23 protein-coding genes are annotated in these 26,510 nt (G+C 30.6%); 18 read left to right on the top strand and 5 right to left on the bottom strand.

Going from position 1 to position 26,510, the window contains the following annotated elements; translation table 11 throughout:
• Positions 1-33 precede the first annotated feature (33 nt).
• The 3 genes from AC9UFV_RS07055 to AC9UFV_RS07065 all read left to right on the top strand — a co-directional run bounded on the left by AC9UFV_RS07055 (position 34) and on the right by AC9UFV_RS07065 (position 3,539).
• Positions 34-1,164, top strand: a complete 1,131-nt coding sequence (locus tag AC9UFV_RS07055; protein WP_509574306.1) for a DegT/DnrJ/EryC1/StrS family aminotransferase — start codon at positions 34-36, stop codon at positions 1,162-1,164.
• Positions 1,165-1,270: 106 nt separating this feature from the next.
• Entirely contained in the window at positions 1,271-2,284 is a 1,014-nt protein-coding gene (gene galE / locus AC9UFV_RS07060; protein ID WP_509574255.1) for a UDP-glucose 4-epimerase GalE, read from the top strand.
• A 13-nt stretch (positions 2,285-2,297) separates the two neighbouring features.
• Positions 2,298-3,539 (top strand): glycosyltransferase, encoded by a 1,242-nt coding sequence (locus AC9UFV_RS07065; protein WP_509574309.1) that lies wholly within the window; start codon positions 2,298-2,300, stop codon positions 3,537-3,539.
• Positions 3,540-3,590: 51 nt separating this feature from the next.
• On the opposite strand, the gene AC9UFV_RS07070 is transcribed toward AC9UFV_RS07065, so the two are convergent.
• The 5 genes from AC9UFV_RS07070 to porU all read right to left on the bottom strand — a co-directional run bounded on the left by AC9UFV_RS07070 (position 3,591) and on the right by porU (position 12,059).
• Positions 3,591-5,213: a dihydrolipoyl dehydrogenase family protein gene (locus tag AC9UFV_RS07070; RefSeq protein WP_509574258.1), complete on the bottom strand. Its 1,623-nt coding sequence runs from the start codon at positions 5,211-5,213 to the stop codon at positions 3,591-3,593.
• A gap of 2 nt (positions 5,214-5,215) precedes the next feature.
• Entirely contained in the window at positions 5,216-6,217 is a 1,002-nt protein-coding gene (gene pdhA, locus AC9UFV_RS07075) for a pyruvate dehydrogenase (acetyl-transferring) E1 component subunit alpha (protein ID WP_509521355.1), read from the bottom strand.
• A gap of 243 nt (positions 6,218-6,460) precedes the next feature.
• Positions 6,461-6,943: a cytidine deaminase gene (locus tag AC9UFV_RS07080; protein WP_509574261.1), complete on the bottom strand. Its 483-nt coding sequence runs from the start codon at positions 6,941-6,943 to the stop codon at positions 6,461-6,463.
• 68 nt (positions 6,944-7,011) lie between these two features.
• Positions 7,012-8,193, bottom strand: coding sequence for a type IX secretion system outer membrane channel protein PorV (porV, locus tag AC9UFV_RS07085; protein ID WP_509574263.1), 1,182 nt, complete (start codon positions 8,191-8,193; stop codon positions 7,012-7,014).
• Positions 8,194-8,231: 38 nt separating this feature from the next.
• Positions 8,232-12,059: a type IX secretion system sortase PorU gene (porU, locus tag AC9UFV_RS07090; protein ID WP_509574266.1), complete on the bottom strand. Its 3,828-nt coding sequence runs from the start codon at positions 12,057-12,059 to the stop codon at positions 8,232-8,234.
• Positions 12,060-12,264: 205 nt separating this feature from the next.
• On the opposite strand from porU, the gene gldJ reads away from it, so the two are divergent.
• The 15 genes from gldJ to AC9UFV_RS07165 all read left to right on the top strand — a co-directional run.
• Positions 12,265-13,968 carry a gliding motility lipoprotein GldJ gene (gene gldJ / locus AC9UFV_RS07095; RefSeq protein ID WP_509574269.1) on the top strand — a complete coding sequence of 568 codons (1,704 nt, stop codon included), beginning with the start codon at positions 12,265-12,267 and terminating at the stop codon, positions 13,966-13,968.
• Positions 13,969-14,034: 66 nt separating this feature from the next.
• Positions 14,035-15,321: a UDP-N-acetylmuramoyl-tripeptide--D-alanyl-D-alanine ligase gene (locus AC9UFV_RS07100; protein ID WP_509574272.1), complete on the top strand. Its 1,287-nt coding sequence runs from the start codon at positions 14,035-14,037 to the stop codon at positions 15,319-15,321.
• A gap of 188 nt (positions 15,322-15,509) precedes the next feature.
• Positions 15,510-16,154, top strand: coding sequence for a YiiX family permuted papain-like enzyme (locus AC9UFV_RS07105; protein WP_509574275.1), 645 nt, complete (start codon positions 15,510-15,512; stop codon positions 16,152-16,154).
• 348 nt (positions 16,155-16,502) lie between these two features.
• Positions 16,503-16,958, top strand: a complete 456-nt coding sequence (locus AC9UFV_RS07110) for an Lcl C-terminal domain-containing protein (RefSeq protein WP_509574278.1) — start codon at positions 16,503-16,505, stop codon at positions 16,956-16,958.
• Between the two features lie 50 nt (positions 16,959-17,008).
• Positions 17,009-18,046 carry a ligand-gated ion channel gene (locus AC9UFV_RS07115; RefSeq protein WP_509574281.1) on the top strand — a complete coding sequence of 346 codons (1,038 nt, stop codon included), beginning with the start codon at positions 17,009-17,011 and terminating at the stop codon, positions 18,044-18,046.
• 5 nt (positions 18,047-18,051) lie between these two features.
• The gene (locus AC9UFV_RS07120) at positions 18,052-19,074 is read left to right on the top strand and encodes a heparan-alpha-glucosaminide N-acetyltransferase domain-containing protein (RefSeq protein ID WP_509574283.1); all 1,023 of its coding nucleotides are present in this window, start codon (positions 18,052-18,054) and stop codon (positions 19,072-19,074) included.
• 93 nt (positions 19,075-19,167) lie between these two features.
• Positions 19,168-20,040, top strand: a complete 873-nt coding sequence (locus tag AC9UFV_RS07125; protein ID WP_509574286.1) for a hypothetical protein — start codon at positions 19,168-19,170, stop codon at positions 20,038-20,040.
• 85 nt (positions 20,041-20,125) lie between these two features.
• On the top strand, positions 20,126-20,872 hold the full coding sequence (locus tag AC9UFV_RS07130) for a hypothetical protein (protein WP_509574289.1): 747 nt from the start codon (positions 20,126-20,128) through the stop codon (positions 20,870-20,872).
• A 23-nt stretch (positions 20,873-20,895) separates the two neighbouring features.
• Complete coding sequence (locus tag AC9UFV_RS07135) at positions 20,896-22,188, top strand: DUF4407 domain-containing protein (protein WP_509574292.1); 1,293 nt, start codon at positions 20,896-20,898, stop codon at positions 22,186-22,188.
• 10 nt (positions 22,189-22,198) lie between these two features.
• Positions 22,199-23,365 (top strand): OmpA family protein, encoded by a 1,167-nt coding sequence (locus AC9UFV_RS07140; RefSeq protein ID WP_509574294.1) that lies wholly within the window; start codon positions 22,199-22,201, stop codon positions 23,363-23,365.
• Between the two features lie 3 nt (positions 23,366-23,368).
• Positions 23,369-24,301 carry a hypothetical protein gene (locus AC9UFV_RS07145; protein ID WP_509574296.1) on the top strand — a complete coding sequence of 311 codons (933 nt, stop codon included), beginning with the start codon at positions 23,369-23,371 and terminating at the stop codon, positions 24,299-24,301.
• The gene (locus AC9UFV_RS07150) at positions 24,291-25,235 is read left to right on the top strand and encodes a hypothetical protein (RefSeq protein WP_509574298.1); all 945 of its coding nucleotides are present in this window, start codon (positions 24,291-24,293) and stop codon (positions 25,233-25,235) included. Before AC9UFV_RS07145 ends, AC9UFV_RS07150 begins: the two co-directional genes overlap by 11 nt.
• 16 nt (positions 25,236-25,251) lie before the next feature.
• Complete coding sequence (locus AC9UFV_RS07155; RefSeq protein WP_509574300.1) at positions 25,252-25,731, top strand: DUF350 domain-containing protein; 480 nt, start codon at positions 25,252-25,254, stop codon at positions 25,729-25,731.
• Positions 25,732-25,755: 24 nt separating this feature from the next.
• The gene (locus AC9UFV_RS07160) at positions 25,756-25,980 is read left to right on the top strand and encodes a DUF350 domain-containing protein (protein WP_509574302.1); all 225 of its coding nucleotides are present in this window, start codon (positions 25,756-25,758) and stop codon (positions 25,978-25,980) included.
• A 41-nt stretch (positions 25,981-26,021) separates the two neighbouring features.
• Positions 26,022-26,510 (top strand): hypothetical protein (locus tag AC9UFV_RS07165; protein WP_509574304.1); only part of this gene is annotated, 489 nt, incomplete at its 3' end.

Here is a 26,510-nt window from a genome sequence, read left to right on the forward strand (position 1 = left end):
TTAAATTTCAAAACTTATTTAATCTATTTATTGATGAAAAAAATCCAAATGGTTGACCTGAAAGGGCAATACGAAGCTATCAAAGAAACGGTAAATAACTCTATTCAAGAAGTTTTAGATACCAATACTTATATAAATGGACCTCAAGTTCAGCAATTTCAAAAAAACTTAGAGAACTACCTAGATGTAAAACATGTAATTCCATGTGCAAATGGAACGGATGCATTACAAATTGCAATGATGGGTTTAAATTTAAAGCCTGGTGATGAGGTGATTACTGCCGATTTTACCTTTGCCGCAACTGTAGAAGTGATTGCGTTATTACAGTTAACACCCGTTTTAGTCGATGTGGATTTAGTAAATATGAATATTTCTATCGAAGCCATCAAAAAAGCGATTACGCCAAAAACCAAAGCCATTGTGCCGGTTCATTTGTTTGGTCGTGCCGCCAATATGGAAGCAATAATGCGCATCGCAAACGAACATAATTTATACGTAATTGAAGATAACGCTCAAGCTATTGGTGCTAATTGCAAATTTTCTGATGGTACTAAAAAGAAAGTGGGAACCATAGGACATGTAGGATCTACTTCCTTTTTTCCTTCAAAAAATTTAGGTTGTTATGGAGACGGAGGTGCTATTTTCACTAATGATGATGCACTTGCACACCAACTTCGTGGAATTGTAAATCACGGTATGTACGTTCGTTACCATCACGATGTAGTAGGAGTAAATTCCCGTTTGGACAGTATTCAAGCAGCGGTTTTAAATGCAAAATTACCGTTGTTAGATCAATATAATGCAGCTCGTCAAAATGCAGCTAGAAAATATTCTGCCGCTTTTGAAGGCCACAAAAAAATTATTGCACCAAGTATTTGCGACATCTGCGACTGCCATGTTTTTCACCAATATACACTTAGAATTATCGATGGTGACCGCGATGGATTGATGCAACATTTATTGGATAAAGGAATTCCATGCGCTATTTATTACCCAATTCCGTTGCATTCTCAAAAGGCCTACATGGACACGAGATACAAGGAAGAGGATTTTCCAGTAACCAATTTATTGGCAAAACAAGTCATTTCTTTGCCAATGCACACTGAATTAGATGACGAACAAATTAAGTTCATCACCGATTCAGTATTGGAATATTTGAAATAATTTTTTCAGGAGCTATTTCCTGCTTTTCGTTTCAATCTTTTTGTTTTTAAGAAAAAACAAAAAGGATTTTCACTTCAATCAGGGCTAATAATATAAAAGAGTATAAATGAAGATTTTAGTAACAGGAGGTTTGGGATTTATAGGTTCACACACTGTGGTTGAACTTCAGAACGAAGGGTTTGAAGTGGTTATCATAGATAATCTTTCTAATTCCTCTGAAACTGTAATAGACGGAATTGTTACTATAACAGGTAAAAAACCAGCGTTTGAAAACCTTGATGTAAGAGAAAAAGCTGCTGTTCAAAATTTCTTCAAGAAACACAATGATATAGAAGGAGTCATTCATTTTGCAGCTTCAAAAGCTGTAGGTGAAAGTGTTGAAAATCCCTTATTATATTATGAAAATAATATCAATTCTTTAGTTTACCTACTTCAAGAATTACAAAATAAACCGAGTTCTAATTTCATTTTTAGTTCTTCTTGCACTGTTTACGGTCAGGCTGAAGAAATGCCAATAACTGAAAATGCACCCATTCAAGTAGCGATGTCTCCCTACGGAAACACTAAACAAATTGGGGAAGAAATTATTCGCGATGTGGCTAAAGTATCCAATATCAAAGCAATTTTGTTGCGTTATTTCAATCCTATTGGAGCACATCCATCAGCAGCTATTGGAGAATTACCAATTGGAGTTCCACAAAATTTAGTTCCATTTATTACCCAAACGGGCATTGGATTAAGAAAAGAATTGTCAGTCTACGGTAACGATTATCCAACTCCAGATGGAACTGCAATTCGCGATTATATCCACGTAGTAGATTTGGCGAAAGCCCATGTAATTGCATTGCAACGCCTATTAGAAAATAAAAACGAAAGCAATATTGAAACCTTCAATCTTGGAACAGGAAAAGGAAGTTCCGTTTTAGAGGTAATACAAGCATTCGAAAAAGTTAGCGGTCAGAAATTACCCTACAAAATCGTTGATAGGAGAGAAGGGGATATTACTGCGGCCTTCGCCAATACCGAAAAAGCAAATACTATTTTAGGTTGGAAAGCTGAATCAACGCTTGAAGAAGCGGTGGCTAGCGCTTGGAAATGGGAACAAAAAATCCGTTCCTAATTTGATTAATCCAATGAGTCAAATTCAAAATATACTTATAATTGGTTTCGTTTGGCCAGAACCAAATTCTTCGGCTGCAGGGACTCGAATGGAGCAATTACTGATTTTATTCAAAGAATGGGGCTGGAAAGTAACGTATGCAACTCCAGCAATGGAAACTGATTTTATGATTGATTTGGCTGCTATAGGAGTTGATAAAAAAGCCATAAAATTAAATTGTTCCAGTTTTGATCTATTTGTACAAGAGTTAAACCCCAAGATGGTATTTTTCGATCGGTTTTTGATGGAAGAACAATTTGGCTGGCGAGTGGCCGAATTTTGTCCAAATGCATTAAGAATATTAGATACAATAGACCTTCATTGTTTGCGATTATCTCGCCAAAAAGCATTCAAAGAAAAACGCAAATTTGAATTCCAAGATCTATTAACAGAAGAAATTTCGAAACGAGAAATTGCAAGTATTTTACGTTGTGATCTTTCGATAATGGTTTCGGAAGTGGAAATGGATTTGTTACAAAATACCTTTAAAATAGATTCTGATTTATTGTATTATCTCCCTTTATTTTTAGATCCAATTTCTTCAGAAGATCGTGTTAATTGGTTGCCATTTGAAGATAGAAAAGATTTTATTTTTATAGGAAATTTTGTTCACGAACCCAATTGGAATGCGGTCCAATATTTAAATGAAACGATTTGGCCTTTAATTAGAAAAGAAATGCCAGAAGCCAATTTACTAGTTTACGGTGCCTACCCATCTCAAAAGGTGTTGCAATTGCACCAACCAAAAAAAGGATTTCATATTCTTGGGCGTGCTGAAAATGCTCAAGAAGTAGTTTCAAAAGCCAAAGTTGTTTTGGCTCCCTTACGATTTGGGGCTGGAATAAAAGGAAAATTATTAGAAGCAATGCAATGTGGAACTCCAAGTGTAACGACTTCAATTGGCGCAGAATCGATGAATGGTGATCTTCGGTGGAATGGTTTAATAACCGATGAGCCAGCAGAATTTGCTTCGAAAGCAATAATGTTATATAATGACAAATCGATTTGGGAATCAGCTCAAAATAATGGAATTAAAATTGTAGAAAAACGCTATTTGAAGTCGGATTTTGTAAATGATTTTAAAGAGGTAATTTGTAATTTGGAGGCCAATATTAAACAACATCGGTTAAAGAATTTTATTGGTTCTGTTTTACAACACCAGTCTCTTCAAAGTAGTAAATACATGTCGAAGTGGATTGAAGAGAAGAATAAATAAAAAAGTCCCGTAATAATTACAGGACTTTTTTTATAAATAGATATTGAAAACTTACGCCAACATTGTAACTGGATTTTCAATGTATTGTTTTAATGTTTGAAGGAATTGTGCTCCTGTTGCACCGTCAATTGTTCGGTGATCGCAAGCTAATGAAAGCATCATGGTATTTCCAACTACAATTTGTCCGTTTTTTACTACTGGTTTTTCAACAATTGCTCCTACAGATAAAATAGCAGAATTAGGTTGGTTGATAATTGAATTGAATTCAGTTATTCCAAACATTCCTAAATTAGAAATAGTGAAAGTACTACCTTCCATTTCTGATGGTAATAATTTTTTGCTTTTTGCTCTTCCAGCAAGATCTCTAACATTTTCTCCTATTTGTGATAAACTCATTGCATCAGTAAATGGTAAAACAGGAACTACTAGTCCATCTTCAACTGCAACTGCAACTCCAATATTCACATGATAATTGATAAGAATTGAATCTTCTCTCCATTGTGAATTTATTTTTGGATGTTTTTTTAATGCCAATGCGCTTGCTTTAATTACCATATCGTTAAATGATACTTTCGTATCTGGAACGCTATTAATAATTGTTCTAGATTTCATTGCTTCATCCATTGAAACCTCAATAACAAGGTTGTAATGTGGAGCTGTAAATAAAGACTCAGCCAAACGTTTTGCAATAATTTTGCGCATTTGTGAATTCTTAATCTCTTCAGTCATTTTTTCTCCCGCTGGGACAACTGGTCTTGCAGTAACTGGAGCTGCTTCTATTGGAGCAGAAATAGTTGGTTGAGCTGCTCCGGCCGAAGTTCCCGGTACAAAATTCTCAACATCACTTTTTATAATTCTTCCATTTTCACCAGAACCATTAACTTGAGAAAGGTTAATTCCTTTTTCTTCAGCTATTTTTCTTGCTAATGGAGATACGAATACTCTTTCATTTGAAGAACTTGCAGGAGCTTGTTCAGAGGTAGAAGCTGTTTCAGAAACTGTTTCTTTTGCAATTTCAATTGGTGCTGCTGCGCCTGTAGCTGAAAAATTTTCAGCAATCCCAGTAATATCGGTTCCTGCTGGTCCTATTATTGCTAAAAGTGAGTCACAAGGAGCAGTTCCGCCTTCTGGAATTCCAATAAATAATAAGATACCAGCATTGAAAGATTCAAATTCCATAGTGGCTTTATCCGTTTCAATTTCAGCAAGAATATCGCCTTCAGCAACTTTATCGCCTACTTTCTTTAACCAAGTTGCCACTGTTCCATCAGTCATTGTATCACTTAAACGAGGCATTGTAACTACTACAACTCCTTTAGGTAAAGATGTTGGTTGTTGGTTATTGGTTGTTGGAGTTGCTGAAACTACTGTTTCTTCAACTGCTGCAGTTTCAACTTTTGCAGTAGTTGAATTAATTAAATCAGAAATATCTTCTCCTTCTTTTCCTATTATTGCTAATAATGAGTCACATGCTGCCGATTCCCCTTCTTTAATTCCAATGTACAAAAGAGTACCAGAATTAAAAGATTCAAATTCCATTGTTGCTTTATCTGTTTCGATTTCTGCAAGAATATCACCTTCAGAAACTTTATCGCCAACTTTTTTAAGCCATGAAGCTACGGTTCCTTCGGTCATCGTATCGCTCAATCGAGGCATGGTAATTACTTTTGCCATAATTATTTCAGTTTATGAGGGATAAATGGATAGTTTTCTTGTTCGTAAACAACGTCATATAGTTGTTGTATTTCCGGAAATGGAGATTCCTCAGCAAATGTTGCGCATTCCTCAACTAAGTCTTTTACTCTTTCGTCAATAGCTTCAATTTCTTCTGCTGTAGCATATTTTTGATCCATAATCACATCTAAAACTTGTGTAATTGGATCAATTTTTCTGTATTCGTCCACTTCTTCTTTGGTACGATATAATTGTGCATCCGACATAGAGTGGCCTCTGTAACGGTATGTTTTCATTTCTAAAAATGTAGGTCCGTCACCACGACGAGCTCTGTCAATAGCTTCGTGCATTGCTTCAGCAACTTTCACAGGATTCATTCCATCAACTGGTCCACAAGGCATTTCATAACCTAATCCAAGTTTCCAAATATCGGTATGATTTGCTGTTCTTTCAACAGAAGTTCCCATAGCATAACCATTGTTTTCTACAATAAACACTACCGGTAATTTCCACAACATAGCCATGTTAAAAGCTTCATGAAGGGATCCCTGACGTGCAGCACCATCACCAAAATAAGTCATTGTAACTCCACCAGTTTCAAAATATTTATCAGCAAAAGCCATTCCAGCTCCTACAGGAATTTGAGCTCCAACAATTCCATGACCTCCAAAGAAACCATGTTCTTTAGAAAAAATGTGCATTGAACCTCCCATACCTTTTGAAGTACCAGTTACTTTTCCTAACAATTCAGCCATTACTTTTCTAGGATCAACTCCCATTCCAATTGGCTGTACGTGATTTCTATAGGCAGTAATCATTTTATCTTTTGACAAGTCCATAGCGTGTAATGCACCAGCTAAAACAGCTTCTTGGCCATTGTATAAATGTAGGAAACCTCTTACTTTTTGTTGAATGTAAAGCGCCGCTAATTTGTCTTCAAATTTTCTCCAAAGTAGCATGTCTTCGTACCACTTTAAGTAAACTTCTTTTGTAACTTCTTTCATTTTGGTAGATTGTTTATTGTATCTGCATTATAATAACTATTTGAAAATAGCAATTCACACAAATTTCAAGATGCAAAAATAATACATTACTTCTAAGAAGTAAAATATAATAGTATTTTTATTTAATAATTTATGGCCATCACTATTAATAGTATTTATTAGTTCATTTTTTTATGAAATTTTCTAATAATGGCTTTATTTTTCAATATTATGTAATTATTTTCTTTATAGACATTGAATATTCTATAATAATTTCTTATCAAATAGTAGTGGCAATAAATTCTTCAATGAATCTGATTTATAAACGTTTCCAGATTCTCCCATAAAATAAATTTCAATGGGTTGTTCTTGTTTTATTTCATATTCAGAAATAGATTGGCGACAAGCCCCACATGGAGGAATAGGAGTAAGTGTTGGGTTGTGATCTGAAGTAGCAGAAATTACAATTTTAGTAATTTTAGCATCAGGATAAAGTGCTCCAGCTGAAAATATGGCCACTCTCTCTGCACAAAGTCCAGAAGGAAAAGCTGCATTTTCTTGGTTTGAACCTAAAACAATTTTATAATTATCCAACATTATCGCAACTCCTACTCGAAAATGGGAATAGGGAGCGTAGGCTTTCTTTCTTACTTCAATTGCTTGTTCCATCAATGAAAAAACATCAGTAGGTAATTCTGAAACAGAATCAAAAACGGTAAAGGTGGTTGTAATTATTATTTCTTTCATAATTTTCGAGGAAAAAAAATCCAAATTTCATTGAAATTTGGATTATAATTTTTTTTAATATTTAACTATTAATATTCTTCGTATTTATCTCCAAAGTTAAATGTTAAGGAGAATCGTAAGGTATTTTCTAATGGGTTTTGAACTTTTGATGTTGACATTAGATAAGAAACATCAATCTTAACCACATTGTATTTGAATCCTGCACCAAAAGTAAAATACTGTCTTGCACCTTTCAAGGGACTTTCATGAAAATAACCCATTCGCATGGCAAAAGAATCTTGATATAAATACTCTGCAGCTGCAGAATAAGTTATTTCTCGTAACTCTTCGCTAAAACCTCCTGGGGCATCATTAAAAGATTTAAAAACACCAGATACCCATCCAATTTTTTTATAATCGTCATTAGCGTCTCTTAAATCTTGAGTATTTGTTAAGCCATCTTGATTGTAATCATAAATATTAGAACTGTCAACTTGAGGTGTTGGAACTAGCAATTTACTAATTTCTAAACTTGTTGTAATTTTATTATAATCATCAAATATAAAATCAAAACCACCACCTAATTTCATTTGTGCAGGTAAAAAATTGGCATTGATATCAGAAACATTAGCGTCGTAATTTATTTTTGGACCCAAGTTTTGAAAGTTGAAACCCAATCGGTAGCGTCCGTCAAAATCTGTAAAAGCGGTTTGCTCCGATTGAAAAAATCCTGCTACATCGAATGCGAATGTATTTGCAGCCGTTCTATCATTGTTATTATCAATTCTTAAACTCGAACTAATAAATCTTCCAGCCACCGACATCGAAAATTTATCGCTTAATTTCAGCGCATAGGAACCGTCAAAAGATAATTCGTTTGGTCTAACCACATTTGCAGGATCAAATGCATTATCTCTTAGTTCAATTTCTCCAAGGCTAAAATATCTTATGCTAAAAGCAAATGCACTTCTTTCGTTGTATCTATTGAAATAGTTAACTTGTCCCAGTGATATATCATTTACTAATGCAGTAAGGTAGGGAGTATAACTAGTTGTGAATCCTTGTTTTTCAGTTGAAAAAGCATATTTTGCAGGATTCCATTGTTGCGAAAAGGCATCGGCCGAAGTAGCTACTCCTTGGTCACCTAAACCAGCAGCTCTTGCATCGGCAGCAATTAATAAAAAAGGAACCCCCGTAGTTATTACCCTTTCTTGTGCTTTTAGATTTGAAATTGCAGTAAAGCAAATCAGTATTATGGCGATTCTTTTCATTCTATTCAAAAATTATATTAGACAAATATAGTACATTATTAAAGTATTACCAATTTTTCAAACTTTTCTGATTGTTGATTCGTTAAAGTTGATTTCACAGTCAATTTATAAACATAAACTCCTTTTCCAATTTTATCCCCAAAATCGTCCTTTCCATCCCATGTAATTTCTCGCGATAGAAAACCATCGGTGTAAACCACTTGATTTGTTGTCCAAACTATTTTACCAGTAATTGTCATCACTTGAACTTGAACTTCCAGAGGCTCATAGGGATGATTATGGGTAAACCAAAATTGAGTATAATTTACAAATGGATTAGGATAATTTAGAACATTAGTTAGTGTCATAGTATCATCACTTACTACTACAAATTGAATTTCAGCGCTAATTGGATTGTTATAAACATCCCACGCTTTAAAAGTAATTGTATGAATTCCTGGGGCTAAGTTTCTGAAAGGATATCTTAATTTTCCTTTTTTATAATTATCCAATTCTGTTTCATAATAGTCATTAATTATATAAGGTTCACTTTCATTACCATCTAAAATGGCGACAATATCGTGTCCAATTCCACTTGCAGTATTTATTCCATTTTCATCTTCAAGATAAGCAAGAAAAAATGGAGAAGCATTTGTAATTCCACCATAAACAAACGTTTGATCGTTCATGTATAATTTCACCGATGGAGGAGTGGTGTCGGCTGCTGCCAATGTATTAATACCTCCAATTTTGATAGATGTGTCTACACCTGAATTATCAATAAATTCTGAATTTTTCTTCGAATAAAAACTTACTCTACCATTTCCAACAGGGATTTTAATGTCCCTTGGAACTACAAATCCAAATTCAAATTGTCCATTTACAACCGTTGCATTTCCTCTGAAAATAGTTTCGCCCAAAGTATTAAAATTTATTGGCGGACTATTTCCATCATTATTAAAAGTAGTTTTTATTATATTTTTATCAAATATATTTATTGCTAATTCACCATTATAAGTTGGTAATAGATTGTTGTTTTCATCAGTAACCTCGCCTGATAATTTAACATATGCTAAAGATTTAAAATCAGGAATAGCCCCAGTAACAGGAATGTCATTTACTTTAGTTAATCGAATTTTAGGTTTTGGTATGGCCAACATTAATGCGGGGTCACCAATATAAAACACAACATTTGATGACGAACTTGGGTTACTGTTTTTAGCTAATCGTAAAGCCTCTGCGATGGAAGTATATTGGTTTGAACCATAAGAAAATAAATATTCAGATAGTTTGTCATTGAAAAATTCAGCCGATCCTTGTCCGATCGATCTTGTAGTAGTAACCATTGAAATTGCTCCCCCTTTTGGGTTCCAATACGTGTATTCTCCAGCTGTTGGTCGGTATGGATTATCAAATCTTGAAAAATCACAAGTTATGGTAATAAACAATGGGTATTTGTATTGATTACTTAAATTTTGACCATCTGATTTTTCCCAAATTCTTTCTCCAGTCAAACCATCTTCTCCTCCATGTCCCAGATAATTGAAAACTAATGCTCCTTTTTCAAATGCATTAAAAATATCTTCTCTAGCTTTAGGATATCGATTTCCTCCCGCTGAAGTTTCTTGAACATAGGAATCTAAAAGTACTTTTTTCAAGTTAATAAATGGTTTCTCCAAAACAATTCTATCGGCCAATTGATTTTGTCTGAATTGTAAAGATGCGTCAGAAGATTTATCAGAATCGTCAGAAATTGCCACATAATTATTTCTCCAATTCCCATAAGATTTTAGATCATTGTATTCAAAAACCTTATTTATCATTTCTTCTGCTTGAGTAATGGTGCTTACTAACATTCTACCAACTGCTATATCAATACCACCGAAAAAATAGGCAATATTACCTTCTGTAGGATCCATATAACCAAAAAAGTCGTCAGAAGTATAGGATGCTTCACCGCCAGTTGTACTGTTTAAGGCATGATAAATAGGTACAATATTTGAATTGTTTGTGATTCTATTTTTATAATCAAAAGATGCGTCGCCAAATAAATTTACATATTTAATTCTCTTCGAAGGGTCTGAAGCATTAAAATAGATGTATTTAATAAAATTTCTTATGGCCGCAATGTCTTGCTTTCCAGATGAAAATTCTTCGTAAATGGATTCTAATGTTACTGTTTTTACATTTAAGCGAGAATAATTTGAATGAAAAGTGGCTAATTTATCTGCTTGGGGTTTTAAAAATGCAGGTGTAACTATTAAATAGTCAATATCTTGAAAAACCCCTTGATTGTTCTTGAAAATGGTACCTTTTAAATTTTGATTTGCAATTCTAGTTGAATTTTCTTTTAAAGGACTGTATAAATCGGCGTAATCAATAGCGATATATTTTCTAGTATCTCCTAGAGGAACTTTGAAAGAAAAATTACTTTGGTTCGTATTATCAATGTTGGTAACATTATAAATATCGGTAATATCCCAAACATTTGAAATTCCAGATGCCGAATTGAATTGGTAGGAAGCTATACCAGAAAGCGTATTGGTTCCATTGTATTGAAAACGAAATTGCTTTCCATAACCAGTTAAATTTCGTTTTGATCTTAAAATAATATTGTCTAAATAGGCATTTGAAGAAGGAACTCCAGCATTATCGTAAGTCAGTTTAATTTTAATGGTATTTGCTGCAGCAATAGAAGTATTTGCAGGTAAAGACGCGATATTTAATTCTGTTCCTGAGCCAGCGGAAAGTGCAGATAAATTGATATTTCCAACAAATTGTCCGTTGGATTCTACTTTAAAAGTGGTTGCATTATAAGCGTTTGAACCAACAATTACATTTAAATTTGCCGGAGAAGTAGTTACTGCATTTGGTACTTCAAAAGTGAACTCCTGAATATTGTTAATATTAAACGCCTCTCCAAACCATTGTCTTCCGGCTCTAACAATATTAATTAAATCGGCTTCATGAAATTGGTAGTCATCAAACGTAGTAATATTTAATGTTGAAGTTTGTGTTGGCTGGGTAAAATTTTGAATACGTTTCCCTAAATCACCCGTCACCGTTACGTAATAATAGGATTTTGATGCAAATAAATTACTATTAGTTTGACTTTCCTCATTCCAATTATCAATTCCTTCTGCATAGAAAAGGATAAAATCATTATCATTAAAAACGCCATCAGTTTCTCCTATAAATTGTATCGCATTTTCTGCTAAATCATTTGGATAATTAGTGCTATTTAACAACGGTAGCATGCGACCGCCATTCCCGTAAATCTTAATTTTTCTAGGATCTACATTTACATTAAAGCCTAAACTTTTTAAAAAATCTTTAGAAATTTTATAAACCCCCGATTTTTCAACATAAAATCTAAACCAGTCACCTGAGGCCAATACGGAATTAGAAATTTGTGAAATGTTATTTGTTTCTTGAGGATTTCGAGAAGCGATATTATTTGAAAAATTGTAAGAAAATGAGATTACTTTTTTATAGCCATCTTCTTTTTTTATTATTGGTGAAATACTAATAAATGCAAATATTTTATCTCTTGAAAGGGATGACTTTAATGAAGCGTTAATGGAATTTGGAATGTTTTTGGAATTCAAATCTCCAAGGTCAGCAATCGAAATATCTTCATAAATGACGTTGGTGATTTGAAGTGAATTTTCATCGATTATTCCCGTTTGGGGTAAATTTAAAGAATAGAAAACCGCCCTTTTTGAATTGTCGAATGAGAAATTTTCAGATTTTATTTGTGGGATATAATATTTAAATGGACCATAGGAAAGTTCTGATTTTTCAGACCATAGCAACGTAATGTTCCCTTTTTGTTGGGAAAAAGCAGCAATAGAAATAAATAAGAAAAATATAAATTTAACTTTCATAAGTTTAAATAACGCTAAATTATATTAAATAGTATGTATATTAAAATTAAATTATGACGCAATATATATAATATTTGATTTATTTTTGCGTTTAGAGTTTGTAATCAAATTTTTTTGATCAAATTTTGAAATAAATTAAAACAAAAGTGTTGCGGTTTAATAGTTAATTATTATATTCGCCACGAAATAATTACCGTTACAAAGTATGAAAACAAACAAAAATCTAATTATCAATGTTTTTTTAGTGTTAGTTCTTCTTGTAGGAACTGCTAGTTGTAGCAAGAAATCAAGCTCAAAAAGCGGATCATCTGCTACTGGTTGGAAAGTAAACGATAAAAAAGGAGGGTTCCAATACAATAGTAAGTACAAAAAACAAGATGCTGCACCAGGATTGGTTATGGTTGAAGGTGGTACTTTTACAATGGGTAAAGTTCAAGACGATGTAATGCGTGATTGGAATAATACTGCAAACCAACAACACGTTGCTTCCTTTTATATGGATGAAACTGAGGTAACTAATTTAATGTACTTAGAATACCTAGATTGGACTAAAAGAGTTTTCCCTGCTGATGATGCTAAATATGAAAAAATTTACCTAGGAATTTTACCAGATACATTAGTTTGGAGAAATAGATTGGGTTATAACGAAACCTATACAAACAATTATCTAAGACACCCAGCATATGCTTCTTACCCTGTTGTAGGTGTAAATTGGATTCAAGCGGTTGAATTTAGTAAATGGAGAACTGAAAGAGTAAATGAAAATGCTCTTGAGAAAGCAGGATACTTAGAAAAAGATGCTAAAATTTTAAAAGTAACTGCTGAAAAGACGTTCAATACAGAAACTTATTTAAATGCTCCAAGAAAAGCTTTTGATGCAGACTCAACAATTGTTTTAAAAGGGCCTAAAAATTCTAAATCAAAGAAAATTAAAGTGGCAGGAACAAAAGGTCAACCTGCAACTACTAAAAACCCTACAGGAGTTTATGCTCAAAGAACTTCTGGAATATTATTACCTGAATACCGACTACCGACTGAAGCGGAATGGGAATATGCAGCTGCAGCAGATGTTGGACAAAGATTTTACAATACCTTCAAAGGTCAAAAGAAATACCCATGGTCAGGAAGTTACACTAGATCTGGAAAAAGACAAACTAGAGGAGATCAATTGGCAAACTTTAAACAATCTAAAGGAGATTACGGAGGAATTGCTGGATGGTCTGATGATGGAGCGGATATTACTAATATAGTAAAATCATATCCTCCTAATGACTTTGGATTGTATGATATGGCAGGAAACGTTGCGGAATGGGTTGCGGATGTTTACAGACCAATGGTTGACGACGAAGTGAGTGATTTCAATTACTTCAGAGGAAACGAGTATGAAAAAAATAAATTAGTTAATGGAAAAGTTGATGTTGTAAAAGATGTTAAAAACATTAAATACGAAACTTTATCCAATGGAAAAGTAATTGCTAGAAGCCTTCCTGGTCAAATAGTACAAGTTCCTGTTGATGATAATGAAACATATCTTCGTCAGAACTTTGATAAAAGCTATGAAAAGAACTACAGAGACGGTGATAAGCAATCTACAAATGACTTTGGAAATGCAAATGCATCCAATACAAACGATAGTAATGGAATGTACAACTCACCTATTCATAATGTTTCTGTAAATGCTTTAGGAGTTACAGTTAAACAAAAAGATGAGAGTAATACAAGAACAACTTTAGTAAACGATAATGTTAGAGTATACAAAGGAGGATCTTGGAGAGACAGAGCTTATTGGTTAGACCCAGCGCAAAGAAGATATTTTCCTCAAGACATGGCGACAGATTACATCGGATTTAGATGTGCAATGTCTAAAGTTGGACCTAAAGCAGACAAAAAGAAAAGAGCTAGAAATTAATTTCATTCTTTACAATATTTAAAAGCCCTTTTTAGGGCTTTTATTTTATAAAATTGTTTTTTTATTATGGATATTAAAAGCATTCACGACTATTTTTTAAAATGCAATTCGGTTTCAATTGATACTAGAAAAATTGAACCTGGTTCAATGTTTGTTGCAATAAAAGGAGAAAATTTTGATGCCAATACATTTGCGAAAGAGGCGTTGGAAAAAGGTGCTTCCTTTGTTATTATTGATAATTCTGATTATTTTATTGATGAAAGAACAATTATTGTAAAAGATAGTTTGACTACTTTGCAAGAGTTGGCAAAGTTTCATAGAGAACAGCTTAATATTCCAATTATAGCTTTAACTGGGAGCAATGGTAAAACCACCACCAAAGAATTAATTCAGGTTGTATTGGCTCAAAAATACAATACTAAAGCTACTTTAGGTAATTTAAATAATCATATTGGAGTGCCATTAACCTTACTGTCATTTACCAAAGAAACAGAAGTTGGTATTGTAGAAATGGGGGCCAACCATCAAAAAGAAATTGAGTTTTTATGTGAAATAGCAAAACCGGATTTTGGGTATATTACCAATTTTGGTAAGGCTCATTTAGAGGGTTTTGGTGGAGTTGAAGGTGTAATTAAAGGAAAATCCGAAATGTATACCTATTTAAGCGCTCATCATAAAACAGCTTTTGTGAATTTGAATGATCCAATTCAAGTTGATAAAACTTTGAATATCAACTCGTATACTTTCGGATTAAACAATGAAAGTGCAGACGTATTAATCGATTCAATTACAGCTAATCCATTTGTTGTGATTGTTACAAATAACACTAAAATTACTTCTCATTTGATAGGGCTTTATAATTCAAATAATATAAATGCTGCAATTTCAATAGGAGTTAAATTTGGAGTTTCATTAGAAGATATAAAAAAGGCAATTGAAGGGTTTGTTCCTCAGAATAATCGATCTCAAATGTTGACAATCAATTCAAATGAAATAATTTTAGATGCCTATAATGCCAATCCATCTAGCATGAGTGTTGCTCTTGAAAATTTTTTCCAATTGGAAAATGATAATAAAATTGTAATTCTTGGAGATATGTTTGAATTAGGAGATGAAAGTCTGATGGAACATAAATCAATTGTGGAATTAGTAACTACAAACAATTCTGTTACCACCTATTTTATAGGTAAAGATTTTTATGCAAATAAAATTGAGAATGAAAACTGCTATTTCTTTATTTCTTATGAAGATTTTTCAGAGTATTTTAAAGAAGTTAAAATAAATCACTACTTAATATTAATAAAAGGTTCAAGAGGCATGGCTTTAGAACGAACACTTCAATTGTTATCTTAAGGATTCACAATTATTAATTTGATAAAAATCATTTATTTATCGTGACTTCCCCTTTTCTAAAGGTACTGAATGATCGTTAGTTATTATTAAAATTAAGGTGTTTTGAGTTTTTTCATTTACATTCAATTCGCAAGAAAATCCATAAATTAATTATATTTTTATAAATTTGAGAAACTTAAACATTTATTATGAAAAAAATATCTTTATTATTTATTTCGGGTTTATTGATTGCTTCTTTTTTTGCCATATATAAATTTTCTGAATTAAAAAGCAGTAGTAACAATTTTGACAATAATGCTTTTCAGAACGGTGATATTATTTTCCAAACTTCACGTAGCTCTCAAAGTAAAGCAATTCAATTAGCCACAAGATCAAAATATTCGCATTGTGGAATAATTTTTAAACAAGGTGATAATTTTTATGTTTATGAAGCAGTTGAACCAGTCAAACAAACTAAACTTAAAGAATGGATTAATAATGGTAATGGACAACATTATGTAGTTAAAAGATTGAAAAATGCAGATGATATTCTCACAAATGAAGTTTTAATGAAAATGAAGAAAATAGGAATTTCTTTTAAGGGAAAAAATTATGATCGGTTTTTCGAATGGTCTGATGATAAAATATATTGTTCAGAGCTAATTTGGAAGATTTATAAAAGGGCTACTGGAATTGAAATTGGAAATCTTCAGAAATTGAGTTCCTTCGATTTAAATAACAAAATTGTCAAAGAACAATTGAAAAACCGTTATGGGAATAATATTCCAATTAATGAATTTGTAATTTCACCGGAAGCGATATTTAATAGTGATCAATTGATAACTGTAAATTAAGTTATAATGAGAAATTAAATAATTATTATTTTCTCATTAATAATTATTTTTTTTTCTAAAAACTAGGAAATAAAGCAAATACTTGATTTAATTCAAACTGAGATTGCCATATAATTTTATATTTTATCAATAACTCAATATAGATAATTACTCGCAGATTCAAATTCATGTAAATTATTTCCCGAAATAGAGAATAGGTTTTCTATTTTTTATTATTAATTCATAAAAATTAAGTTAAATTAAATTGAGGAATTTTTCGGGAAAGACCCCAATAAAACTCCCAAAAGAATAAATTAATTATTTTTTTTAGTTATTTTTGAAGAGTCTATTAATAAAATTAATATAAGAATGGAAAAAACAAAATTGAATAGTTTTAGGTTAAGTAAGTATTCTTTATTTGTATTAATGTTGGTTCTGGTTACAATTTTAAGTTGTAATAAAAATCAAAATGTTTCAAGTGAAGCTAGTGAAGAGAAAATTGAAATTCGATCAATGAGAATTGAAAATTTTGAAGTACTTTTAAATTCAATTGAACAGATGACGTGGGAAGAATCCAATGAATTTGCAAAAAAATTAGGAAATGGATGGAGATTACCTACTAAAGAAGAATTTGTAATATTAAATACGAATCAACCTACTCTTGAAACCTCAGGAAAAATATCTTTATGGAAGGGTGGTTATTGGACTTCAACCGAATTAAATGAATCATTAGCTTGGCAATGTTCTTTCGAATTTGGCTATTATCAAGAGTATTATTCTAAAAATACACTTGCGTATGCTATTTTTATTAAGTCAATAAATTGAATCTTTACTAGGTATCCGAAATCCCATGTATAATATCTAATTTATATTAAATGAAATCTATAAGAACTATTAAATATTACTTAATTTTATTTTTTGTTTTATTTTTTTTTAATGGATTTTCTCAGAGAGGACCAGAACATCATATAGATACATTAAAAGTAGGATTTTACATAACCTCTATAAGAAATATTGATTTTTTAAATAGTTCTTTTAACGTAGATGCATGGGTTTGGTTGCATTATAAAAATCCCGAAATTTATTGTGCTAATGATGAAATAAGGAAAATTTATCCAGACTGTTTAGAGTGGATAAATGATATTACAGAGCAAACAAATGAAAAAAAAGATCCTTTTGTGGATAATAGAAATGACAAACTAGTTTGGAGTTCATTTAAAATTAATCGAAAATTTAGAAAAAAATGGAATTTAAGTAGTTATCCTTTTGATATACAAAATATTGAAATTAAATTAGAATCTTCGGATTTTGAGAATAAAGATTTAGTACTAACTACAGAAACTGCTAAAATTGATTCTACATTCATTGCTAATGAAAAAGAATGGATTCCAATTATTAGTAAATCTGATTCATTTAAGCCATATACGAATACCTATCAAACTTCTTTTGGGGACCCAAAAAATTTAAATCGAATTAGTAAATATTCAGGAGTTTCTTATTCTTTTGATATAATAAGATTAAATCGGTGGACCACTTTTTTTAAATTATTTACAGGAATATTAATATCATTTTTAATAGCACTTTCTGTATTTTTAATAAAACCTACTAATCTTGATGCCAGATTCGGTTTGGTAGTTGGAGCTTTATTTTCTTCAATAGGTAGTAAATATATTGTTGATAGTATGATTCCAGTTTATTATGAAAATACATTATTTGACAATATTCATAATGCAACATTTATTTATATATTCATTATAACAATTCTTTCTATTATTTCTTTAAATTTGATGGAAAGGAGTGAAATAAAATCACAATTAATTTCAATAAAATTAGACAAAATCAGTTTTTTCACCTGTTTTTTTAGTTATTTAATTGTAATTAGTTTATTAGTAAATGGCAGTATTCAAAAATAGATTTAATGAAAAGATTCAATTCAATTGATGCAATCAGAGGATTTGCAGTAACTATAATGATTATTGCAAATACAACTCCATATTTTATTGATATTGAAGACAATAATTTAATTAGATTTCTTTTTTCTCTTGCAGCTCCTATTTTTTTAATAATTACTGGATATGTTTCTCAGCTATCTTTGTCAAATTTAGACTTAAACAGAACTAAGTTTGTTTCTAGAATTTTTCAAATTTTATTTTTTGGGGTATTGATAGATCTTTTATTTTGGAAATCAATTCCATTTATGACTACCGATATTCTTTATTTAATTGCATTTTCACAATTTTTTTTATTAATAACATTAAACAATAAAACCCAACTTTTTTTAATTTTATTTATATTTCTAATTTCATTTCAATCGCATTATTTATTTAATTATCGTTTTGAAATTCCAGATTTATCAATAAACGCTAACCTAAAGTTTAATGACATTATAATTAATAATCCATTCAAAAGATTCTTTTTCGATGGCTGGTTTCCTGTATTACCCTGGATGGGATTTATTTTATTAGGCGCAGCTAGTTTTCGATTTAATTCCATAATTAATAAATTCAATTCCATTTTTTTGATTTCAGGATTTGTTTTACTTTTCCTTTCCTATTTACTAATTCATGACAATTTTTTCCCAATAAGAGATCATTATTTAGAGTTATGGTATCCTGCAAATGGATTGGCATTATTAATTCCATTTTCTATGTTTTTAATTGTAATTGGCTTTATAAGCCTGAATCATCTTCATAATATGTTCAGTTTTAAGTTCATAATTTCGCTAGGAAGAAATAGTTTGTTTGCCTATGTTTTCAATGCTTTATTAATTTCAATTGTTATAGATTTTGATTTAAATAAAATAATTGATAATAATTTTCTATATTTAATAATGTCAATAGTAATAACAATTTCCTTTACTATTTTAATTGATAAATTTAGAAATACATTAATTTGGGAAAAAACTCCAATGATTATCAAATTTCTATTAGGCTATCATTAAAAAAATTAAATTATGGTATATTTTTATATAATTTTTATTGCCCTTGTCATTTCATATATGTCTGGTTTTTTTGACAATTATAAACGTCAAAACATGAATTATAATACAGATAACTCTACCATTATTATTGAGTTTTTGACGAAACATAAAACAAAAACTAAAATATATTCTAATCCACCAGGGAATTATTCTTCTTTTAATACTAGTATCCCTATTGGAAAAATTATTAATGACAAAGTTCAATTTAGGTATGAATTTCCGTTAGTGAATTCAAGAAAATCGGTTTTTGATTGTTTTTTATATCCTGCCGAAACCTCAAGTCAGGTGGATTTATTTGGTTTAAACAGTAATTTAATCATAAAAACTGAAACTGGATTTAGTTTAAATACTGCAATTTCTACTGATGAGTTTTCTTCAAAAATGAATCAAAATGGTTGGTATTTCAATTCGCCTACCGATTATGGTGTAGATTATAAAAAATTAGTTTTGAATTATACATCATTTACAAAGCCAATTTCTAGATTAATTTACGATGAATTGATTGCTAATGGTGAAGATAATTATTATAACAGAGTTCAGGCTGCACTTAATTTTGTTCAATTTTTACCATATGGGCTTCCTGAATTTGATTCTAATGATTGGTATTATTTTGGAATTTCAACCCCGCCAGAGTCTTTCATTTTGGGTTATTCCGATTGTGATAGTAAATCTATTTTTTTCGCTTCTATTTTAGCAGAATTAATTCCAATTGAAAATATTATACTAATTAATTGCACCGTAAATTCTGGTAATGAAGCGTCAAATGGTGCCCATATGATGGTAGCAGTTGCTGATTTAGGGATTCCAGGTGAATCAATCAATTTTAACAGTAAAAGTTATTTATTACTTGAAACAACTACCCCAATAGCAATTGGTCAATTTGAATGGACTTCTTTTGTTGCAAATTCAATTTATAACCTTAATTAGTAATAATTACTTATTAATTTAAGTTTTTATTAACTATTGTTATTTTTTTTGTAAATTTGATTTATTTTAAATCAAATTTATATTATTGGAATCGTTTTTTAACTTTTTAGCGTCATTAAGTTTAGAAGAAGGCATAAAATATTTTATTTTATTATGCCTTATTTTAGCTGTACTTCCCTATTATGAAATTATTCTAAAATATGCTAAACAAATTGTTCTGCGTGATAATTTGGAAATCCTTTATTTTAAATATTCCACAGCTCCATATGTTTTTATTGGAAAAGATAGTGATGGAAAAGAGTTGTATGCTTCAAACGATAGTGATAATTTATTAATAACTAACACCATTTTAAATTTTGTATGGGAAGTTAAAGGTGCTTTATATATAGATTTATTACCCGTAGGAAAAAAACTTAAAGGCAATTCCTCTTCCGTAATCATAAATAGTGATATCAAAAAATACACACTCGTGGCCCATGGATTTAGAGGTGAGAAAATGGAATCAATAATTGATTTCTCAAATGAGGTTTTCTATTCCCTTCAAACTAACCCAATAGCTTCTAATCAAAAAATAATTAGGAGTTTTCCATCCATTAATTCTAATAAATTTCATAAAAATCCAATTTTAAATTTCAATCTTACAAAAACTAGATTAACAAAATTGAAAAATTGGTCTAGAACTCATTTGCATAAAGTGGAAACTATAAATATCAATACTGATTTTGTAGTTCACACTAATTCTAGAAGAAACAATATTAACAATCAAATTGAAAAAGCTAAAATTATGAAGTCTTATACTTTTAGCACAAAAAAATACCAATCATTAAACTAACTAATTAACCAAAATTAAGAAAAATGAATGAAAATGTAGATTACAAGGCAAAAAGTCCAAGCAAGTCAACTAAATTTTTATGGTGGTGTGCTGGCGCAGATGAAAAAATATTAATGTATTGCAGTTATTCTGACCATGTAAAATACTTGGGTATTGGTGGAGTAGTATTGGCTACTGCTTTTATGGCGGCTTTATCTATGGGGTTTGCACTGCATACAATATTTGGCGTAACAAATCCGCTAACAGGTGAATTTGAAGGAAATTGGTTTGTTACCGTTCCAGTTGCATTAATTTGGGCATTAATTGTATTTAACTTAGATAGATTTATTGTATCAAGTACAGGTAAAGGAGATGGAGAATCTACCATTAGTTGGTCAGAACTAGGTAATGCTGCTCCAAGGTTATTGATGGCAACTTTATTAGGACTTACTATTTCTGCACCTCTTGAAACGACTATTTTTGGCAGTGAAATTGAAAGAGAATGGATAGAAACAAAGGATCAATTAGTAAGAAAAAAATCTTATGAAATTGAACAATATTATCTTACAAGACAAAATGAGACTGAACAAAAGAAAACGGACAAGAAAAAGGAAGTTGATGATCAAATAATATTAGTAAATAAAAATCAAGAAAGAGTTACAAAGGAAAGGCAATCTGGAACTGGAGTTCAATGGCAAAAGGATACTAAAGATTTAGAAGTTGAACAAAAAAAATTACAAATTTTAAGGATTCAATTAGATAGTATTGAAAAGAGTACTCTATCATTAATTCCTTTAAAGGCTAAGGCTCAGGATTCTTGTAGAAATATTATTATGAAAGAGAAATCGGGTTTTCTAGATAAAATAATGATGCTTGAAAAAATTTCTGCAGAGGGAAAAAAGGTTCCTAAATTTGATGCTTCAACTGGAAAAATAAAGACAGATTCCAATGGAAAAGTAGAAGAAGAAGTAATTGTTGCACCTGCTTTTTGGGCAGTTTGGCTCGTTCGTTTGTTATTTATGATTATTGAAATTGCCCCTGTAATTTTGAAATTAATGTTGATTAAATCGCCTTATGATTATATGGGCGAGAATGTGAATCAAATTTTAGAAGCCAAACAAGGAATCAGTATGAATCACGTTACCGATGAAGAAGGTAAATTAACCAAGTACAAAGAAAACTACAATCCAAGGCGAATTATAGCCATCGTGGAACATCAAAATGCTAAGGAGGAAGAAAATGCCAAGGAGGCAATTACGCTTTTTGCCGAAAAGGAGAAAAAGGAAATTGCTAATAATCCGGATGCATTTATTAACCCAAATGATAGTTCAAACTAATTAGAGAATTATGAGCGATTCTTTAAAATATGTTTCAGGAAATTTTGAAGGTAATTTTTTCACCTATCAAAAATCAGTTTTGTCCGTTGGGGAAAAAATCCCCGATGGCGGACTTCATAATGTTCATGTTTATAAAGGAGAGTTAACAGAAGTAATTGAACTTGAAGAATTTAAACCAGAAGAACACCTTAATAGGGATGGAATGTTACTGCACAATGTTACCAACATTCAAATTACTCCAGGTGAAAATTCAAAAGAAAAAGAAAAGAAAATTTATGATTTTGACCAATTAGTAATAAAAAATGTAGAAGTTGTTAACTCTTGGGAATCGGATAATAAAACGTATGGTATTCTAAAAGGAGAGTTGGTAGGGAAAATAAAGAAAATTTCTGCTGTTCCGGTATCGCATGATAATAACTCACCTATTCCGCCACCGCCAATTGGTGGAGGCCCAATTCAGCCACCACCAGTTGGAGGTGATAATACAGGATGGAATAAATATGTACCCCCAATAATTACAAATAATGGAAATGATGGCTGTTTTTCTAGTATTTGGAGAATCCTAAAGTGGTTATTATTGCTTTTGCTTATTTTATTTTTATTGAAACAATGTAAGTGTTGTGGTAAAAATAACGATAATGATTCGAATGATACTGATTGTTATGTTCTAGCAGATAGCCTAACAAAAGAGAATAAAAGGCAACAATCGGAAATTGACAGTTTAAATAATATCATTTTTTATAAAGATAGTATTTGTAATTCAAATATTGAAAGAGAAAGATTGCAATGTGAAATAGATAACTTGTCTAGTGAAATTTACTTTTATATAGGCTCTACTAAAATTCGAGAATATTCCGAAAACAAGATCAACAAAATTGTAGAATTACTCAACAACAATTCAGAAGTTGAATTAGAGATTCTAGGCTATTATAATGGAAGTCCACCTATGCCTGATTATCACGGATTTAATGAAAAAATGACTATTGATAAAGCGAGGGCATTAACAGTAAAACAAATGTTAGTCAATAAGGGGATTGATATAAATTTGATAACTGCTAAAGGAATGGGTGAGTCAACTGAAGTTCCATCTGGTGACTTGAATAAAATAAACATCGATGGTGAAGAGATTCTGTGGAATTTAAATATGCGTGTAGAAATAAATATTGTAAAATTTTGATTCATGAGTTGGCATAAACAAATAGGAGTTGATACCGATTTATTAAAAAAAGTAGATCCAAAGCACAATGAAAGACAAACTTATATTCTGTCTTCATTAACTCTGATGCTATTTGTAATTTCAATTATTTGTTTTTTTTCTAGCCTAATTTTTTCATTAATTATTTTTCACAATTGGTTGGTTTCACTTTTTGTTGCCTCATTTTTAGCCATTGTAGTTTTCAATTTGTACCGACTTTTTGTGATGACAGCTTTGGATGTTTCCGGAAGTAGCTTAGAACCCTATTATTTAGATCATGAGAAACATTATCTAGAGCATATTGAATTAGATGAGGATTTTTCTAATTATTCTGATGAGAAAATTAACGGTATTGTTTATGGTGCTAAAGATATACTTAGGGAAAAAACAGAAATGGAGTTTCCCTCAAGCAATAAATCTCTGGATCCTTTAACAATGACAATTAGAATTTTAATTTTGTCAATTATTGCTTTGGTATTTTGTAATGGAATAGAACTTTTTTTATTTAAAAATCAAATTAATTTAGTGCTTGGTGATTTACTTTTATTATATTCAGAAAATAAAGAAATTTGGATAGTAGAAAATTTATTGACACCTGATAATGGAACTAATTTTAGTGTTGTTAATACTAATTCCTTGTTGTTATCATTAGATATATTAGGTCAGGGATTAGGATATTGGAAATTGTTAATTGATTTTATATTCATTATTATTTTCTTATTACCATTAATTATTGTTTTTAAAAGTAAAGAAATTAAACAAAGTGAATATGTGAGAGAATTGGCTTTAAGCGAATTAACGATTAGCTTTTATCATTATATTCATTCTCGGAAGTTGTGTAAAAATATTTTAAACGAGATAAAAAGCAAAGAAATTATTTTCTCCAATGAGTCAAATAAAATTATAAATGGAAAATAAAGGTAACTATTTTTCAAGGGCAAATAAGTTATTTTGGGGATTAATAATTGTAATAATTATTTTTTCAATATTTAATTTTAATTCCGGAATTTTTAAATCTGACGACCTCGCAAAAGACATCATTAGAAATGATTCTTTAAGTAAGATTAATTGGGATGATAAAATTGTTGAAAATGATACAACAGCCATTCCAATTGATACCTCAGGTTTATCAAAAGACACTAGTCAAATAAAAAAAATTGAATACATATATAGAACCTGGAAATGGAAATCCTTTGATGGGAAAAATTATACATTAAATTTTAGAATAATAAAATCGGATTATTATAATGCAATTAATTGCAGAGAAACTTCTGATAGAGGATTGGAAATTTGGTCTAGAATGTATCAAAATGATAAATTAGGACTGAAAGAAATGGTAAATGGATATCGCAAAATTATAAAAGATAATAATCTCAATGGAATGGCTGCTATAAATATGGTAGTTACAAGTGTACAAAGCATTCCATATGTATTAATAAGTGATGAAGAATGCCCAACTTCTTCATTTGGCATGGAGTTTACTAATGATTGTAAGCCAAGAGTTAATTCACCTAGTGGTTGCTGTGGATACATACTTCCATTTGGTGTTTATTCTCCAATAGAATATGCCGTAAATGGATCTGGTGATTGTGATACAAAGTCATTATTTGCGTGTACTATTTTAAAAGAATTGAATTTGGGTTATTATGATGTTGCTATGTTAACTGGAGATGTTGAAGCAGGAGCTCACGCTATGGTTGGAGTAAATATTATGAATCCACCTTATAATGATCATTATGTTACTGATATCAGAAGAAACAAATATTATGCATGGGAAGCCACTTGCGAAAACAATGAATTGGGCATGAGGGTATGGAAAACTTGGAAAAACTGGATTGTAGTTAATTTATAAATTTTAAATAAAAAAAATGAAATCAGAAATTATTAATTTATTAACATTATTAGTATTAGGTCTTTTTTATCTTTTCTTTTTTGCAAAAATTCAACATGTTTTTTTTCAGAAATTAAGTCAACCAAAAAAGAATCATGCTGTTTTAATTGTATTTGTAGCATCGTTAATTTCAGCATCAATTAATTTGACACATATTGCGGATCTTACTTCTGATGCCATACGATTTTTCTTGAAATCGGATGATTATTTTACAGCATTATTATTTTCTGTCTCCTATTTTGCTGGAATGTGGATTTTTTCATTAGTATTTTTTAGGCTTAGCTTTATAGTTGTTGGCTTATTAACGCCCGAAAATGAAGAGGATGAACTTATGAAAAACAATATTGAAATAGCTTCAATACATGCTATTATTTTAATTGCATTGTCTTTTGTAATTTCTCCTGCATTAATTCAAATTGCTTCAGAATTCATACCCTATCCAAAAATGCCATATTAATAATTATAAATAAAAAATTAAATTATGAAAGAAATCTTATTTGACTATTTTGTAACCCTTGGATGGGCAATTGTTGGTTCTTTAAGTATGGGATTAGCCCTTATTGTTGTTCTTAAAATATTTGATTTTTCTACTAAAAAAGTCGATGAATGGGAAGAGATTAAAAAGAACAACATTTCAATGGCAATTGTAATTGCATCCATAATTTTATCGTGTGCTTGGGTTGTAAGCTCTATTATTCGACCTTAATTATGAGAGTTGTATTTATTACAATCTTTTTTTGTTCCCTAATGGCATCATCATTCATTTATTTTTGGGATACTAAGTATGTAAATACAAGACAATTAATTTCAAAAAATCGCCGTCTTTTTTTGAATAACCGAACAATTTTATCCAAAAAAAATACTTATTTCAAACAAGCATTTGTTGAAGCAAATTCCGAAAATCAGGGTGTTATTGCTTTAAAAATGAATTTGATTGAAAATCAATATAACATACCTTATTACTGGGGAGGGGATATTAAAAATTTTAAATCAGGTATTGATTGTTCCGGTTTTATTCATGGCTTAATGTATTATTCTGGAGAAATTGAATATATAAAGCGATTTAACACTTCTGCTTTATATTATAAGTTGATGAGAGATAAACATTATGAACAAATTTATTCTGCAAAATCACCTAATGATTTTTTTGATGAAAATAGATTAAAAGTTGGAGACATTATTCTTTGGCCGTCAGGAGTTCAAGATGGGAAAAATATACCTGGTAAAATAATTGGC

The sequence above is a fragment of the Flavobacterium sp. genome, from assembly GCF_044349645.1.
GTDB lineage: Bacteria > Bacteroidota > Bacteroidia > Flavobacteriales > Flavobacteriaceae > Flavobacterium.

What these genes read in the sequence shown, in the direction of transcription:
- AC9UFV_RS07065 (WP_509574309.1), top strand. Translation starts at nt 2,298, where the DNA reads ATGAGTCAAATTCAAAATATACTTATAATTGGTTTCGTTTGGCCAGAA.
- AC9UFV_RS07115 (WP_509574281.1), top strand. Translation starts at nt 17,009, where the DNA reads ATGAAATCTATAAGAACTATTAAATATTACTTAATTTTATTTTTTGTT.
- AC9UFV_RS07080 (WP_509574261.1), bottom strand. Translation starts at nt 6,943, where the DNA reads ATGAAAGAAATAATAATTACAACCACCTTTACCGTTTTTGATTCTGTT.
- AC9UFV_RS07110 (WP_509574278.1), top strand. Translation starts at nt 16,503, where the DNA reads ATGGAAAAAACAAAATTGAATAGTTTTAGGTTAAGTAAGTATTCTTTA.
- AC9UFV_RS07055 (WP_509574306.1), top strand. Translation starts at nt 34, where the DNA reads ATGAAAAAAATCCAAATGGTTGACCTGAAAGGGCAATACGAAGCTATC.
- AC9UFV_RS07070 (WP_509574258.1), bottom strand. Translation starts at nt 5,213, where the DNA reads ATGGCAAAAGTAATTACCATGCCTCGATTGAGCGATACGATGACCGAA.
- gldJ (WP_509574269.1), top strand. Translation starts at nt 12,265, where the DNA reads ATGAAAACAAACAAAAATCTAATTATCAATGTTTTTTTAGTGTTAGTT.
- porU (WP_509574266.1), bottom strand. Translation starts at nt 12,059, where the DNA reads ATGAAAGTTAAATTTATATTTTTCTTATTTATTTCTATTGCTGCTTTT.
- AC9UFV_RS07150 (WP_509574298.1), top strand. Translation starts at nt 24,291, where the DNA reads ATGGAAAATAAAGGTAACTATTTTTCAAGGGCAAATAAGTTATTTTGG.
- AC9UFV_RS07105 (WP_509574275.1), top strand. Translation starts at nt 15,510, where the DNA reads ATGAAAAAAATATCTTTATTATTTATTTCGGGTTTATTGATTGCTTCT.
- AC9UFV_RS07135 (WP_509574292.1), top strand. Translation starts at nt 20,896, where the DNA reads ATGAATGAAAATGTAGATTACAAGGCAAAAAGTCCAAGCAAGTCAACT.
- AC9UFV_RS07155 (WP_509574300.1), top strand. Translation starts at nt 25,252, where the DNA reads ATGAAATCAGAAATTATTAATTTATTAACATTATTAGTATTAGGTCTT.
- AC9UFV_RS07160 (WP_509574302.1), top strand. Translation starts at nt 25,756, where the DNA reads ATGAAAGAAATCTTATTTGACTATTTTGTAACCCTTGGATGGGCAATT.
- AC9UFV_RS07125 (WP_509574286.1), top strand. Translation starts at nt 19,168, where the DNA reads ATGAATTATAATACAGATAACTCTACCATTATTATTGAGTTTTTGACG.
- AC9UFV_RS07145 (WP_509574296.1), top strand. Translation starts at nt 23,369, where the DNA reads ATGAGTTGGCATAAACAAATAGGAGTTGATACCGATTTATTAAAAAAA.
- AC9UFV_RS07100 (WP_509574272.1), top strand. Translation starts at nt 14,035, where the DNA reads ATGGATATTAAAAGCATTCACGACTATTTTTTAAAATGCAATTCGGTT.
- AC9UFV_RS07140 (WP_509574294.1), top strand. Translation starts at nt 22,199, where the DNA reads ATGAGCGATTCTTTAAAATATGTTTCAGGAAATTTTGAAGGTAATTTT.
- pdhA (WP_509521355.1), bottom strand. Translation starts at nt 6,217, where the DNA reads ATGAAAGAAGTTACAAAAGAAGTTTACTTAAAGTGGTACGAAGACATG.
- AC9UFV_RS07120 (WP_509574283.1), top strand. Translation starts at nt 18,052, where the DNA reads ATGAAAAGATTCAATTCAATTGATGCAATCAGAGGATTTGCAGTAACT.
- porV (WP_509574263.1), bottom strand. Translation starts at nt 8,193, where the DNA reads ATGAAAAGAATCGCCATAATACTGATTTGCTTTACTGCAATTTCAAAT.
- galE (WP_509574255.1), top strand. Translation starts at nt 1,271, where the DNA reads ATGAAGATTTTAGTAACAGGAGGTTTGGGATTTATAGGTTCACACACT.